Genomic DNA, 14,606 nt, shown 5'->3' on the forward strand with positions numbered 1-14,606 from the left:
GGTAAAATGGACAGGATAATGAGAAAATTACCGTTCATAAGATGAGGAGATACATGTATGGAAGTTGTAGAGGCATTAAAAGATATAAGCCAAATTGAGGCTATGAAAAAGTATTTAAAAGAGCATTCGCAGCGAGATTATCTTTTATTTGTTATTGGAATTAACACTGGATTAAAGATCACTGAACTACTTAGTATGAAATTTGAAGAGGTATTGAATGAAGATGGAACTGTTAAAGAGTTCTATTCTCTTCCTGTGAAAGATGAAAAATTTAAACAAGATATTTATTTAAATACAAAAGTAAAAGAAGCCCTTTTAGAGTACGCACAATCTATTGATGCTCAAAGAGAAAACTACGTATTTCAATCTAATAAAACGAAAAATTCAATCTCACGCCAACAAGCATATCGTGTTATCCATAGCGCAGCTGAAGCGGTTGGGATTGTTGGAAAGATTGGAACGAATTCAATGCGAAAAACATTTGGATTTCATGCGTACAAAAGAGGAATAGCGATTGCGCTATTGCAAAAGCATTTTCATCACGCAACTCCATCAGAAACGCTCAAGTATTTAGGAATCTCAAAAGATGAGAAGTTTAAAACAGAGATTGATGTAGATTTGTAAGAGCCGTAACTAAAAACTTTAGGAGGCGGAAAATGTGAATATTAGAGAGAGTGAACTACCTGGCATTGGATGTAAATTTGAAGTGATAACAAAAGGTAATGAAAAAATGGTTATTGTGATTCATGATGATGGCCGAAGAGAAATGTATCATTTTGATGCGGATCATGATGAGAGTATTTCAAGCATTTCTCTTCGTGATTCTGAAGCGAGACAAATTGCGGCTATATTAGGCGGAATGGTATATAGGCCGCAAGCGCTAGACACAATTGAGATGGCTTTTGAAGGATTATCAATTGAATGGTTTAAGGTGGAGAATAATGCACCAGTAGTACAACAAACAATTGGTAGCTTACATGTCAGAAAAACATATAACGTAACGATTATTGCTATTTTGAAAAAGAATATGAAGAAATTCTTTAATCCAGGTCCAGATTCTATTATTGAAGCTGGCGATATGCTCGTATTGTCGGGTGAAAGACATGAAGTGAAAAGAATTATTAATGAATTGCTTTCAGCAGGAGGTGATTCCTAATCGATGGATACTTTAATCTTTGAAGTTGGAACTGCGTTAGTATTAGTAGCTTTTGCAGCTATCCTCGCTGCGAAGTTAAAGTTCTCGATTATTCCGTTTCTCATTATACTCGGTATGTTAGTGGGGCCTCATGCCCCAGATTTAGGACTTATCGATTTAAGGTTTATTGAAAGCGGAGAAGTTATTTCCTTCCTCGGCCGTGTTGGCGTCATATTCCTCTTATTCTACTTAGGTTTAGAATTCTCAATAAAAAAATTAATTAAATCAGGAAAGTCGATTGCTTTTGGGGGTAGTATTCATATATCGCTTAATTTCATATTGGGTTTACTTTATGGATATGCTATGGGTTTCCCCTTATTAGAAACATTAATTATTGCTGGAATCATTACAATCTCATCGAGTGCAATTGTTGCAAAAGTAATTGTTGATTTAAGAAGATCTGGTAATAAAGAGACTGAATTAATATTAGGAATCATTATGTTTGATGATATCTTTTTAGCTGTATATTTATCAGTCGTTTCAGGGTTAGTACTCGGTGGTGCAACATCATTTGTAGGTGCTCTTACATCGGTGTTAATCGCGGTAGGGTATATGCTACTATTCTTTGTAATCGCTAGAAAAGCTACGCCGTTTCTAAATAAAGTATTAGATATTTCGTCAAACGAAATTTTTATTATCGTAATATTCGCCATTTTATTCTTTGTAGCAGGATTTTCAGAAACGATTCATGTTGCTGAGGCAATTGGAGCATTATTGTTAGGACTCGTCTTTTCTGAAACAGAGCATAGTGATCGGATTGAGCATCTCGTCGTTCCGTTTCGTGACTTCTTTGGAGCCATATTCTTTTTCAGTTTCGGTTTAAGTATAGATCCGTTTTCACTTGGAGGAGCAGTGTGGTTGGCATTAGGAGCAGTTTTCATTACGCTCATCGGTAATTTTACAGCTGGAATGATGGCGGGACGTAAAGCCGGGTTATCGCATAAGGCTTCTACGAATATCGGTTTAACCCTTGTATCACGCGGAGAGTTCTCCATTATTGTAGCCAATATCGGCATTGCGGGTGGTTTAATGGCAACGATTAAACCGTTCTCTGCACTGTACGTTTTAATATTAGCATCGTTAGGACCGTTATTAACGAAGGAGTCTGGGAGAATATACTCTCTACTAGATAAAATATTTAAATGGAGTGCGAAAGAACGTGCGAAGCGAGAAAAAGAAGCTGGATAGTATAAATAAGGGGAGACTGCATGAACTTTATGTAGTCTTCCTTTTTTATATATTGTTGTTGATGTCGTTTTTTGTCGGTAAGTCGATATATTCCCCAAATCGCTGATATATTTTCAAGTGACAATTCATATAATTTCATTTACCGAAAAACCATTATCTGAATTTCATCAACTATTAATCAGTTGCCTTCCTATTTAAAAACGACTACAATTTTACTGTTATAGATGAACGAAAAAAATAGAATAGGAGGGGAGACTATGCCAAGGAAAGTATGGCTATTAGTAGCTGGGATGATTATTAATGTCACGGGTGCTTCTTTTTTATGGCCTTTTAATACAATTTATTTGCATGATCACCTAGGAAAATCTTTATCTGTGGCCGGAATGGTATTAATGATCAACTCGCTTACTGGTGTAATCGGAAACTTGCTCGGCGGCGTTTTATTTGATAAATGGGGCGGTTATAAATCAACTTTAGTAGGGATTGTTATTACACTCGTATCGATTTTAGGTCTTGTGTTCTTCCACGGTTGGCCGTTATATGTTGTGTGGCTAGCATTAATCGGCTTTGGTTCTGGAATGGTCTTCCCATCGATGTATGCGATGGTCGGTACGGTTTGGCCAGAGGGCGGAAGACGAGCATTTAATGCGATGTATGTTGGGCAAAACGTTGGTATTGCGATCGGAACAGCGTGCGGTGGTTTAGTTGCATCTTACCGTTTTGATTATATTTTCTTAGCCAATTTTGTTTTGTACTTTGTTTTCTTCTTAATTGCTTTTATTGGATTCCGTGGTATGGAAGACAAGAAAGAGCCAGGAGTGCAAAAAGAAGTCGAAACGAAAAAAGGCTGGACACTTACACCTGGATTCAAAGCACTTCTTATCGTATGTGTAGCATATGCTTTATGCTGGGTTACATATGTGCAGTGGCAAGGGGCGATTGCGACTCATATGCGGGAATTAGATATTAGCCTCCGCCATTATAGTTTATTATGGACGATAAACGGAGCGATGATTGTTTGTGCGCAGCCACTTGTTAGTATGTTAATTCGCTGGATGAAGCGTTCTTTAAAACAACAAATTATGATTGGAATCGTCATTTTTGCGGCGTCATTTATTGTGTTAAGTCAAGCGCAGCAATTTACGATGTTCCTCGTTGCGATGGTGACGTTAACGATTGGTGAGTTATTCGTATGGCCAGCAGTTCCGACCATTGCAAATATACTTGCACCAAAAGATAAGTTAGGGTTTTATCAAGGGGTTGTAAATAGCGCGGCGACTGTAGGGAAAATGTTCGGACCGGTCGTTGGCGGAGCAATTGTTGATTTATACAATATGGAAGTATTGTTTATAGCAATCATGGTAATGCTTGTAGTAGCGATTATTGCAACGAGCATGTATGATAAACGAGTAAAAGTAGAAGAAACAGTAGAAGAAAAAATTGCAGTTTAGTTTGACGGAACATGTAACATGTTTTAGAATATATTTAAATAAAACAACCTTTGGAACAAGGGAGATAGCTCGGCTGTCCTAAGACGAATTCGTTAGTTATTAAGAGTAACGATTAACCGAGAAGCCTTAGCTTCAAGTAAGCTCTTTAGAGATACGAAGTGGTGGGTAGTTCACATTAACTTATATTTGTAATAACAGTGAGAAGGAGTAGTAGTAATAGAAGCTGGTTTAGAGAGTTGACGGTCGGTGCAAGTCAATCCACGTTTCGTTATGAACTCGCCTTTGAGTTGCAGTTGTGAAACTAGTAGTAGCAATTGCCGTTAATCCACGTTACGGATCTAAGCGAATGTATATTTGTACATTAATTTAGGGTGGTACCGCGGGAATCTATAACCTCTCGTCCCTTTCTAGGGATGAGAGGTTTTTTGTATTTTGGGCGGTGAAAATAAATAGAATTTCAAGGAGGGTATCTCATGAGCTTTAATCATCAAAATATTGAGAAGAAGTGGCAAGGGTACTGGGAAGAGAATAAAACATTCCGTACGCCAGATGAGACAGAAAAACCAAAATTTTATGCACTAGATATGTTCCCATATCCATCAGGTGCAGGCCTACACGTAGGACATCCAGAAGGTTATACAGCGACAGATATTTTATCTCGTATGAAGCGTATGCAAGGATATAACGTTCTTCATCCAATGGGATGGGATGCGTTCGGTCTTCCAGCAGAGCAATATGCACTTGATACTGGAAACAGCCCGGCAGAATTTACAGAGCTTAATATTAATACGTTCCGTAATCAAATTAAAGCATTAGGCTTCTCTTACGATTGGGATCGTGAAGTAAATACAACAGATCCAAACTACTACAAGTGGACACAATGGATCTTCCTAAAACTATTTGAAAAAGGTTTAGCTTACGTTGATGAAGTACCTGTAAACTGGTGCCCAGCACTTGGTACAGTACTTGCAAATGAAGAAATCATTGACGGTAAGAGTGAGCGCGGTGGACATCCAGTTGAGCGTCGTCCGATGAGACAGTGGATGTTAAAAATTACAGCTTACGGAGATCGTCTATTAGAAGATCTAGATGAGCTTGATTGGCCAGAAAGCTTAAAAGATATGCAACGTAACTGGATTGGTCGTTCTGAAGGTGCAGAAGTACACTTCAACATCGATGGTACAGACGAGAAATTCACAGTTTTCACAACGCGTCCTGATACACTATTTGGTGCGAGCTACTGTGTACTTGCCCCAGAGCATGCGCTTGTTGCTGACATTACAACAGCAGAGCAAAAAGAAGCTGTAGAAGCTTACATTAACTCTGTTAAAATGAAGAGTGACCTAGAGCGTACAGAACTTGCGAAAGAGAAAACTGGTGTATTCACTGGTGCTTACGCAGTTAACCCAGTAAATGGCGAGAAATTACCAATCTGGATCGCTGACTATGTTCTTGCAACTTACGGAACAGGTGCTGTAATGGCAGTTCCCGCTCATGATGAGCGTGACTATGAATTCGCATCAACGTTCGATCTTCCTATGAAGGAAGTTGTAAAAGGCGGAGACATTACGAAAGAAGCATACACAGGTGATGGTGCGCACGTAAACTCAGCATTCCTTGATGGTTTAAATAAAGAAGAAGCAATCGTAAAAATGATTGAATGGCTTGAAGTAACGAGCGCAGGAAATCAAAAAGTAACGTACCGTCTACGTGACTGGTTATTCAGCCGTCAACGCTACTGGGGTGAGCCAATTCCAGTAATCCACTGGGAAGATGGCACAATGACAGCTGTGAAAGAAGAAGAATTACCATTAGTTCTTCCTAAAACAGAAAACATCCGTCCTTCAGGTACAGGTGAATCACCACTTGCTAACATTGACGAGTGGGTAAACGTTGTTGATCCTGAAACTGGTAAAAAAGGTCGTCGTGAAACGAACACAATGCCACAATGGGCTGGTAGCTGCTGGTATTACCTACGTTACATCGATCCAAACAATAGTGAAGCACTTGTAGATCCTGAAAAAGTAAAACAATGGCTTCCAGTTGATATTTATATCGGCGGAGCAGAGCACGCTGTACTTCACTTACTATATGCTCGTTTCTGGCATAAAGTATTATACGATATCGGTGTAGTTCCAACGAAAGAGCCGTTCCAACAATTATTTAACCAAGGTATGATTCTAGGTGAAAACAACGAGAAAATGAGTAAATCAAAAGGTAACGTTGTAAACCCTGATGATATCGTAGCAAGCCACGGTGCAGATACACTTCGTCTATATGAAATGTTCATGGGACCATTAGATGCTTCAATCGCTTGGTCTGAAAATGGTCTTGACGGAGCTCGTCGTTTCCTAGACCGCGTATGGCGTCTATTCATTCAAGATAACGGTGAATTAAGTGAGAAAATTACGGATGCACCAAATAAAGAGCTTGAAAAAGCTTACCACCAAACAGTGAAGAAAGTAACAGAAGACTATGCAGAACTTCGCTTCAATACAGCGATTTCTCAAATGATGGTATTCATTAACGATGCATATAAAGCTGAAACACTTCCGAAAGAATATGTAGAAGGTTTCGTGAAAATGATTGCACCAGTTGCACCTCACATCGGGGAAGAGCTATGGAGCAAACTTGGATACAATGAAACAATCACATATGCAAGCTGGCCAACATTTGATGAGTCTAAACTTGTAGAAGATGAAGTTGAAATCGTTGTTCAAGTTATGGGCAAAGTTCGCGCGAAACTAACAATGAGTAAAGACGCATCAAAAGAAGAAATGGAACAACTTGCACTTGAAGCAATTCAAGACCAAATTGAAGGGAAAACAGTTCGTAAAGTAATTGTTGTTCCTGGAAAACTTGTTAACGTTGTTGCAAACTAATTCATTCTAAATAAAAGCTCAGAGCATTTATGCTCTGAGCTTTTTTGTGTAGAAAATAATTTCAGGATCTCTTTCATCTAAATTTTTAACTATTCCACTACGTACAAATAAAAGAGCGGAATTCCAATACAGACAAACACCTATTTTTCTATAGGAAATATGATAAAAAAGGTAGGCTAAATTGAGTAGAAGAGGTGAAAGGAATGAAAGGGATGGACAATAATGCACCACATGGCTTCTTCGGAGGCGAATCGGACAGTTATACACAAATGATGTTAATGGGAGGAGCTGGCCAACAAGGGTACGGTGGAATTCCGAGCTGGATGGGTGGAGGAGCAGGGGGATTTCCAACATCGGTAGCGGGCATGCAAACTGGAATGCCTACATTAATGGGAGGGTTTTCGACATCAGGGGCTGGAATGCCTACAGTAACAGGAGGATTTCCGACATCAGTAGCTGGCGTACAGACAGGAATTCCAGTAGGAGTACCAACTACATTTCCTTCTTTCGTTGGAGGAGTGCAGACAGGATTTCCGGTACCGGGAGTAGGTGTTGTAGCAGGTGGAGTAGGTGGTTATCCGCAAGGTGTTCACGGTCATCATGTACACCACCACCACCAAGGCCAACACGGTCATCATGGACATCACCACCATCAAGGCCAACACGGTCATCATGTACATCATCACCATCAAGGCCAACACGGTCATCATGTACATCACCACCATCAAGGTCAACATAGTCATCATGGACACCATCATCACCAAGGCCAACAAGGTCAGCACGGTCATCATCATCACCAAGGTCAACACGGCCATCAACAACAAGTACATCACCACGGACACCATCATATATATCCACAGGCTGTTCTTTATCAAACGCATCAAGGTCAACACGGTCATCATGGTCACCAAGGCCAACACGGTCATCAAGGCCAGCACGGTCATCATGGTCATCATGGTCACCAAGGCCAACACGGTCATCATGGTCAACACGGTCACCAAGGCCAACACGGACACCAAGGTCAACACGGTCATCAAGGCCAACATGGTCAACAGCACCAACATGGTCAACAGCACCAACAGCACCAACAATACCAACAATATCAACAGCAACAATCTTCTCCTTGGACAGGTGGAATTGGAGCAGGAGGAGCAGGAGCAGCAGCAGGAGCGGCTAGCATTGGTGGAGCAGCAGGGCACGCTGGACACGTGGGTCATTAATGAATTGCAGAAAAAAAGACATAATAAAAAACTGCTAGGAAATCCTAGCAGTTTTTTTCAGCTTCTTGGCGCTGGCGTTCGATTTCAGCACGAAGTTGTGGTTCTGGTGCTTGCCAGCCTTCTGGTTTTAGAATTTTGCCGTCACCTTCACGGAATCGAGGTTTTCCATCAGGGAATAGTTTTGCCATGTTTGCGTTATTTACAATTTCGAATCCTTTATCAGGACGTACGCCCATTTCGGCAAACGTTCCGAATGCAAAGTAAATAAGGTCAATTAGTGCATCATATTGATCTTCAACAGTCGTTGCTTCTAAAAATTCTTCTAGCTCTTCTTGCATAAAGCTAGCACGAATTTTTGCACGTTCTTCTGTTAATTTCGTTGGAGTATTTGTCACAGGGTGTCCGAACTCTTCATGCATTTTTGCAACAAGTTCGTATCCTTTATCTAAACCTTTTTCGTTTGTCATGTTGTTTCATCCTTTCTCGCTTTGTGCCGAATCTCATTGTAACATAAGGTGATTATGAAATGAAAAAGGACTGTTCAAAAGTTTCATCTTTTAGTTAAGATAGGGAAAGATTATATCGACTAAACGACAAAACATAACCCATTAATAAAAGAAGGCCATCCCGGAATATTTTTGGGACGGCCTTGCTCGTTATTTTTCTTCTTTTATTAAAATGGATAAAAGAAGATCGATGCCAAACATACCAACGAGCAACATTGGAATAACGACAAGTAAATAACGTGTGAAGGAAACATTTTTTAAGTATGTATGAGCAAATAAAAAGACGCCGAGAAATAAAATACCATTTAAAATAGGCTTTACTAATTTTTTAGACATAAGCTCCCCCGTAAATATCTTCTCTCTCTATCTAAAATAAAAACTCCTCTTTCCGTTGTATCATGCTGGAGAGAGGAGTTCAATCATTTCTCATTCAATTACACCAGAATTTGTAATATTTACGGTGTATTTTATAGTAACTGGAACATCTTTATACATTTGCCTCCACTCTTCTAATTTGAATGGACGATAATGTTGCTTGTATTTAGCTCCTAGCCCGAGCGGATCGACACCTAAAGATTTGAATTGCTTAATTAACTTGTTACCTTGTATATCCAATTGTTTTTGGATGGCTTTCTCAATCTTTTTTGTGTTCTTAGCATTCTCTAAGTTAATTTGTTTTGATACTTCTTGAATGCGAGCATCAATTTTAACATGAATGGAAAAAGAAGGATTTCCATTTTTTATTTTTATATCGTATGTTGGAACAGAACGAATATTATTAATCATTACGTACCCAGGATTTGCTTTAAATTCATGTGAATCCAACTTATGTTTCTCTAAAAGTCCTTTGAATACAAACATATCTTTTTCTGCAATTTTACCAACATATTTATCCTTTTTAAAAAGACCAATTCCGGTGATTTTTATTTTATCACCATGTTTCTTTAAAATTGGAATATAGTAGTCTTGCCCTTCTTGATAATAACGGAATGCTCCTACATGCAGATTATCTGTTGGTAAAGGACCGGTTTCCATATTATGTTCTAGCATTTTTTTTATATAAATTGCAACGTTGGATGAAGTCGTGTACTTTCCTTTTAAAAGTTCAGTACCATTACCTTCAAGTAAAGCAACATATAAGGCATTTCCAATGTTTACATCGCGAATTAATGTATCGAAGGAAGCAACCATTCCTTTCTTAGCAATTCGGGTGGTAAATAGAGCAACTCGCATTTGCCCGCTAGCAAATGGTTGAGAAGACTCTAAAGATGTGTCTGCTTTTACTTGTTTTACAGCATTTGCTGTTCCTTCAAAAACTTGAACTTTGTTCCCTTTTTGCTGAATAGGACAAACAAATGTTACCTTTATTTTATTATCTTTTGCTACATCAAAGACAGTTCCTTGGATAAGGTGTACGTCATCGATAATATTTTTTTGTAAACATCCAGTTAGACTGATGAGTGTTATACAAGAGATAAGTATTAATTTATTTTTGATTTTTTCCATTTTCTTTTCACCCACACAATGATAAATAGGATTGGGATGTATACATAAATGAGCCAAAAGCTCCCCTTTGATGCATTACTAATAAAATTATTAATATCGTGTCTGTTTGTTAAAAGTTGTGAAACAATGAGGGTGATAATGATAAAAGCGATTAAAACACCTCTTTGTTTTACACGGAATATTTCGTGAGTTGCTCTCGTTGCCGCCCACAAAGGTAGAATAAAACTTGTAATAATAACGAGGGCATAAGCTGAAATTGCAATATATTCTAGCCTTTCTATGAATGGTAATTGAATGACTTGGGTCATAGAAAGTTGGGCCCATATCGTTTTTAATAATTGTTTTTCACTAAAAAACGAAAAGGCTAAAAGGGTACTAAATAAATATAGAAGGTTTGAAAATAGTGCTCCAAGCTGGGCGTATTTATGAGATTGCATAGGCTTTTTCACAAATGGATACACCATGAGGTAAATCTCAAAACCGGTCATACTGTAGATTGACAGTTGAGCGGATTTTAAAATGTCTGAAAAAGAATGTGTGAATATAGGTAGTAAATTATCCCAATGTGAATATTTCAAAACGAATAAGCTTAGAAATAAATATCCTAATGTACCACCAACAGAGATGACGCAAATACCGGTAATTACACGAAATCCAGAAGAAATAATGTAATAGCTAACTAAGCATAAAAAGAGTGTTAACATCCAAGTGGAAGCGGTAGGAAACATCCACACTTGAATAATTTCAACGTATGTTCGAATGACGGAAATACTGACGATTAAAAAATAAGCAGCAAAGATGATGTTAACGCCGTTCCCTAGCCACTTTCCAAATGTTTGCCGATGTAAGTCGATTAAATTACCGTTTGTTTCTTTTAATAAAAAATACATCATCCATATAAGAATCTGGATACAGATTCCTGTGATTAGAACGCCCATCCAGCCATCGTATCCAGCGGCCTTGGCAGTAATTCGAGCGAAGCCGAGAACGCCAGCTCCAAACTGTGCACCGTGAATTAAGAAGAAGACAAAGACAGGAGATATTTGATATTTTTCTTGAACTTTACTCATCGATGCACCTCGTTCTTTAATCATCAAAGTCTGATCTATGTTTTGTTGAAATTCCTTTTGCTGATTTTTTTACATGTTGTGGCCTCGCTTGTACATCCCTTGTATCAATCATCGTTAAAGGAAAACGAATCCAAGAGTCCTTAACCGACTGTTGTCTCGTCGGATAAAACAAAGCGTACGGCTTACGTAAGGAAGTAAGTCTGAATAGATGCGTAAATAAGAAGATAAATCCAAGAGAAATCCCGAACAATCCGCCTATTTCTGCAAACATAAGAAATGGAAAGCGTAGTAATCGAACTGCATTACCCATTTTATAAATAGGTGTAATAAAGGAAGCAAGTGCTGATAAGGCAACGATAATTAATAAAATATTACTCGTTAAACCAGCTTGTACAGATGCTTGCCCGATTACGATACCACCTACAATTCCGAGTGTTTGACCAACTTTCATCGGTAATCTCGCGCCAGCTTCTCTCAATAAGTCGATTGCAAGTTCTAAAAAGAGTGCTTCAATTAAAGGTGGGAATGGTACTTGTGCCCTTGATAAAATCAAAGTTTCAAGTAAATCACTTGGAATAAGTTCATAATGATAATTTAAAATTGCAACATATAGTGGTGTAGCACAGATTGAAAATAGAACAGCGATAAGGCGTAAAATGCGTGAAAATGTAGCGTATAGCCAAGAAACGTTATAGTCTTCTGGTGAAATGAAAAAATCGAAATAGGATACTGGCGTAAGTAGAACACTTGGAGAACCATCCACAAAAATAGCAATTTTCCCATCAATGAGTGCTTTTGTAACTCTATCAGTACGTTCTGTATTGATATAGAGAGGGAAAATCGACTTTTCACCCATTAGTTCTTGTATATAAGCACTATCATTAATTTGATCATATTCAAGAGCACGTAATGACTCCTCGAGAAAATCTACATTTTCTTTTTCAGCGAGGTTGTCTAAATACATCATGACAACTTTTGTTTTGGAAAACTCGCCGACAATCATTTCTTTTGTTTGTAAATCTAAAACAGGAAGACGTTTTCGAACTAAATTAATATTTGTATCAATATCCTCTACGAAACCTTCTTGAGGACCGATAACAGTCGATTCGTTTAAAGGAGGGCTTGGTGCCCGATACGTATCAATTGCAATGTTTGCAAGCATACACTTTTGGTCTTGCTGATTTAATTGAATAATCGCATGTCCCTTTAACACCATATCCTCAATTTTTTGTAAATCGTTCGTAATTGTAATACCGCTCATTGGAATATGTTCTTTTAGCTCTTCTAGTGAAGCGTTAGGTCGTTCTAAAAGAGTAGGCATTAAATACTTTTGTAATTTCTCTCCATCAAGCGAAGGGCGATAGTAAGAAATCCAATAAGGCATCGTTTCATCGTCAGATGTGTGATAATTAACAAAATCGCTAGATTTTTTAAGTTTCTCTATTAAATCTTGTAGAGAGTGAATCCGGTCTTTTTCTGGTTTCGTAAAATCATAAATACTATTATTTCCAGAGTTTTGCTGCTGATCTTGATCCGAGTTCCCTTGTTTAGAATGTTGTTGTTGATTCTGATTCGAGTTGTCTTGATTAGAATGTTGTTGATTCTGATTCGAGTCGTTTTGTTTAGAGTTTTGTTGTTGATTCTGATTCGAGTCGTTTTGTTTAGAATTTCGTTGTTGATTCTGATTCGAGTTGTCTTGATTAGAATGTTGCTGATTCTGATTCTGATTCGATTCGTTTTGTTTAGAGTTTTGTTGTTGATTTTGATCTGAGTCGTCTTGTTTAGAGTTTTGTTGTTGATTCTGATCTGAGTCGTTTTGTTTAGAGTTTTGTTGTTGATTCTGATTCGAGTCGTTTTGTTTAGAGTTTTGTTGTTGATTCTGATCTGAGTCGTTTTGTTTAGAATTTCGTTGTTGATTCTGATCCGAGTTGTCTTGTTTAGAATGTTGTTGTTGATTCTGATTCGAGTCGTTTTGTTTAGAGTTTTGTTGTTGATTCTGATTCGAGTTGTCTTGTTTAGAGTTTTGTTGTTGATTCTGATCCGAGTTGTCTTGTTTAGAATGTTGTTGTTGATTCTGATTCGAGTCGTTTTGTTTAGAGTTTTGTTGCTGCTGATCCTGAGAAGGCTCTTTGTGTTCCTCTTTTTTTTGCTCGCTATTGCTATCTTTATTATGTTTCATACTTCTAGTCTGTTCTTTGTTATCATTCTCTTGGTTGTTAGGCTGTTGCTCCGAGTTATCTGTTTCGTTTTTCTCTGTCGTATTTGATGTTTTTTTCTTACGTAGCCAATTCCAAATCATATGTATGCCCTCTTTGATTGTGTAATATAATGCTATTTTGTGGCTAATTTTGTATATTATTCATTTATTTATGAAAAGAAGGAGGAGATTAGTTTGCATAGAAAAAATCCTTTAGTAAGCAGCAGTTCATACTATGGCGGGAAGAGGGCGAGTCTGTGCAATTTGTAAAAAAGGAAAAGTTTGTTTTAAGAGAGTTTACGTTTGAAAATGGTAGGGGAATTCCTGTTCAAATGGGGTATGAGACGTATGGTACTTTAAATAGAGAAAGGTCAAATGCGATTTTGGTATGCCATTATTTTAGTGCAACGAGTCACGCGGCAGGGAAATATACAGCGCATGATGAGGAGTCTGGTTGGTGGGATGGTTTAATTGGACCGGGAAAAGCAGTTGATACAAATAAATATTTTGTTATATGTACTGATAATCTTTGTAATGTGCAGGTTAAGAACCCTTATGTGTTTACAACGGGACCGAAATCGATTCATCCGAAAACTGGAGATGAATATGCGATGGATTTTCCGGTTTTTACATTTCTTGATGTAGCTCGTGTGCAATATGAGTTAATAAAAGATATGGGAATCTCAAGGTTACATGCTGTAATGGGACCGTCAGCTGGTGGGATGATTGCGCAGCAATGGGCTGTTCATTATCCTCATATGGTAGAGCGGATGATTGGTGTTATTACGAACCCGCAAAATCCAATTATTACGTCGGTAAATGTAGCGCAAAATGCAATTGAGGCTATTCAACTAGATCCAAGTTGGAAGGGCGGAAAATATGGAGAAGAGCAGCCAATGAAGGGACTTCATTTAGCAAATAGAATGATGTTTATGAACGCATTTGATGAGCATTTTTATGAAACGACATTCCCTCGTAATAGTGTAGAGAAAGAACCTTATGAAACATTTGCTGCATTAACATCATTTGAGAAAGAAATAAATAAAGTGACATATAGAAGTATAGAGTTAGTAGATGCAAATTCGTGGATATACACTGCGAAAGCAGTTTTATTACATGATATTGCGCATGGATTTTCGTCTTTAGAAGAGGCGCTTTCTAACATAGAAGCAAATGTACTTATGATTCCGTGCAAACAAGATTTGCTTCAGCCGTCACGCTATAATTATAAAATGGTAGACATTTTGCAAAAACAAGGGAAGTATGCGGAAGTGTATGAGATAGAAAGTATAAATGGGCATATGGCAGGAGCATTTGATATTCATTTATTTGAAAAGAAAGTTTATGAATTTTTAAATCGGAAAGTATCTAGTTTGGTGTAGAAAATAAAT

General features: G+C 37.9%; 12 protein-coding genes and 1 other annotated feature. Of the genes, 7 read left to right on the forward strand and 5 right to left on the reverse strand.

All coding sequences use genetic code 11. The features are described 5' to 3' along the window. The first annotated feature begins 57 nt into the window (after positions 1-57). From DT250_RS22435 to DT250_RS22465, 6 genes are all read left to right on the forward strand, one after another. A complete protein-coding gene (locus tag DT250_RS22435) occupies positions 58-624 on the forward strand; it encodes a tyrosine-type recombinase/integrase (RefSeq protein ID WP_088064616.1) in 567 nt (188 codons plus the stop codon). 34 nt (positions 625-658) lie between these two features. Beyond that, positions 659-1,156, forward strand: a complete 498-nt coding sequence (locus tag DT250_RS22440) for a cation:proton antiporter regulatory subunit (RefSeq protein WP_001026048.1) — start codon at positions 659-661, stop codon at positions 1,154-1,156. 3 nt (positions 1,157-1,159) lie between these two features. After that, complete coding sequence (locus DT250_RS22445; protein WP_149213723.1) at positions 1,160-2,383, forward strand: cation:proton antiporter; 1,224 nt, start codon at positions 1,160-1,162, stop codon at positions 2,381-2,383. Between the two features lie 257 nt (positions 2,384-2,640). After that, a complete protein-coding gene (locus DT250_RS22450; RefSeq protein WP_001137571.1) occupies positions 2,641-3,834 on the forward strand; it encodes an MDR family MFS transporter in 1,194 nt (397 codons plus the stop codon). A gap of 188 nt (positions 3,835-4,022) precedes the next feature. Then, positions 4,023-4,242: a binding site (T-box leader), on the forward strand. Between the two features lie 65 nt (positions 4,243-4,307). Continuing rightward, positions 4,308-6,716: a leucine--tRNA ligase gene (gene leuS, locus DT250_RS22455; RefSeq protein WP_149213724.1), complete on the forward strand. Its 2,409-nt coding sequence runs from the start codon at positions 4,308-4,310 to the stop codon at positions 6,714-6,716. A 203-nt stretch (positions 6,717-6,919) separates the two neighbouring features. After that, positions 6,920-7,936, forward strand: coding sequence for a hypothetical protein (locus DT250_RS22465; RefSeq protein WP_149213726.1), 1,017 nt, complete (start codon positions 6,920-6,922; stop codon positions 7,934-7,936). Positions 7,937-7,980: 44 nt separating this feature from the next. Here the strand turns inward: DT250_RS22465 and DT250_RS22470 are convergent, their stop codons facing one another. The 5 genes from DT250_RS22470 to DT250_RS22490 form a co-directional block, all read right to left on the reverse strand. Then, positions 7,981-8,403, reverse strand: coding sequence for a pyrophosphohydrolase domain-containing protein (locus DT250_RS22470; protein ID WP_000180547.1), 423 nt, complete (start codon positions 8,401-8,403; stop codon positions 7,981-7,983). A gap of 189 nt (positions 8,404-8,592) precedes the next feature. Further along, positions 8,593-8,778, reverse strand: coding sequence for a hypothetical protein (locus DT250_RS22475; protein WP_001982745.1), 186 nt, complete (start codon positions 8,776-8,778; stop codon positions 8,593-8,595). Between the two features lie 90 nt (positions 8,779-8,868). Beyond that, the gene (locus tag DT250_RS22480) at positions 8,869-9,948 is read right to left on the reverse strand and encodes a Ger(x)C family spore germination protein (protein ID WP_149213727.1); all 1,080 of its coding nucleotides are present in this window, start codon (positions 9,946-9,948) and stop codon (positions 8,869-8,871) included. Further along, a complete protein-coding gene (locus DT250_RS22485; RefSeq protein ID WP_106382724.1) occupies positions 9,924-11,018 on the reverse strand; it encodes a spore germination protein in 1,095 nt (364 codons plus the stop codon). Before DT250_RS22485 ends, DT250_RS22480 begins: the two co-directional genes overlap by 25 nt. Before the next feature lie 16 nt (positions 11,019-11,034). After that, positions 11,035-13,317, reverse strand: coding sequence for a spore germination protein (locus tag DT250_RS22490; protein WP_149213728.1), 2,283 nt, complete (start codon positions 13,315-13,317; stop codon positions 11,035-11,037). A 155-nt stretch (positions 13,318-13,472) separates the two neighbouring features. Between DT250_RS22490 and DT250_RS22495 the strand changes: the two genes are divergently transcribed. Further along, the gene (locus DT250_RS22495) at positions 13,473-14,597 is read left to right on the forward strand and encodes a homoserine O-acetyltransferase family protein (RefSeq protein WP_087984855.1); all 1,125 of its coding nucleotides are present in this window, start codon (positions 13,473-13,475) and stop codon (positions 14,595-14,597) included. Positions 14,598-14,606 lie beyond the last annotated feature (9 nt).

Origin of the sequence: Bacillus sp. AR2-1, from assembly GCF_008368755.1 — a bacterium.
In the GTDB taxonomy this organism is placed as follows: domain Bacteria; phylum Bacillota; class Bacilli; order Bacillales; family Bacillaceae_G; genus Bacillus_A; species Bacillus_A wiedmannii.

Excerpts from the sequence above, each read along its gene's own strand:
- DT250_RS22445 (WP_149213723.1), top strand. The coding sequence starts at position 1,160 with ATGGATACTTTAATCTTTGAAGTTGGAACTGCGTTAGTATTAGTAGCT.
- DT250_RS22450 (WP_001137571.1), top strand. The coding sequence starts at position 2,641 with ATGCCAAGGAAAGTATGGCTATTAGTAGCTGGGATGATTATTAATGTC.
- leuS (WP_149213724.1), top strand. The coding sequence starts at position 4,308 with ATGAGCTTTAATCATCAAAATATTGAGAAGAAGTGGCAAGGGTACTGG.
- DT250_RS22465 (WP_149213726.1), top strand. The coding sequence starts at position 6,920 with ATGAAAGGGATGGACAATAATGCACCACATGGCTTCTTCGGAGGCGAA.
- DT250_RS22485 (WP_106382724.1), bottom strand. The coding sequence starts at position 11,018 with ATGAGTAAAGTTCAAGAAAAATATCAAATATCTCCTGTCTTTGTCTTC.
- DT250_RS22470 (WP_000180547.1), bottom strand. The coding sequence starts at position 8,403 with ATGACAAACGAAAAAGGTTTAGATAAAGGATACGAACTTGTTGCAAAA.
- DT250_RS22475 (WP_001982745.1), bottom strand. The coding sequence starts at position 8,778 with ATGTCTAAAAAATTAGTAAAGCCTATTTTAAATGGTATTTTATTTCTC.
- DT250_RS22480 (WP_149213727.1), bottom strand. The coding sequence starts at position 9,948 with ATGGAAAAAATCAAAAATAAATTAATACTTATCTCTTGTATAACACTC.
- DT250_RS22435 (WP_088064616.1), top strand. The coding sequence starts at position 58 with ATGGAAGTTGTAGAGGCATTAAAAGATATAAGCCAAATTGAGGCTATG.
- DT250_RS22490 (WP_149213728.1), bottom strand. The coding sequence starts at position 13,317 with ATGATTTGGAATTGGCTACGTAAGAAAAAAACATCAAATACGACAGAG.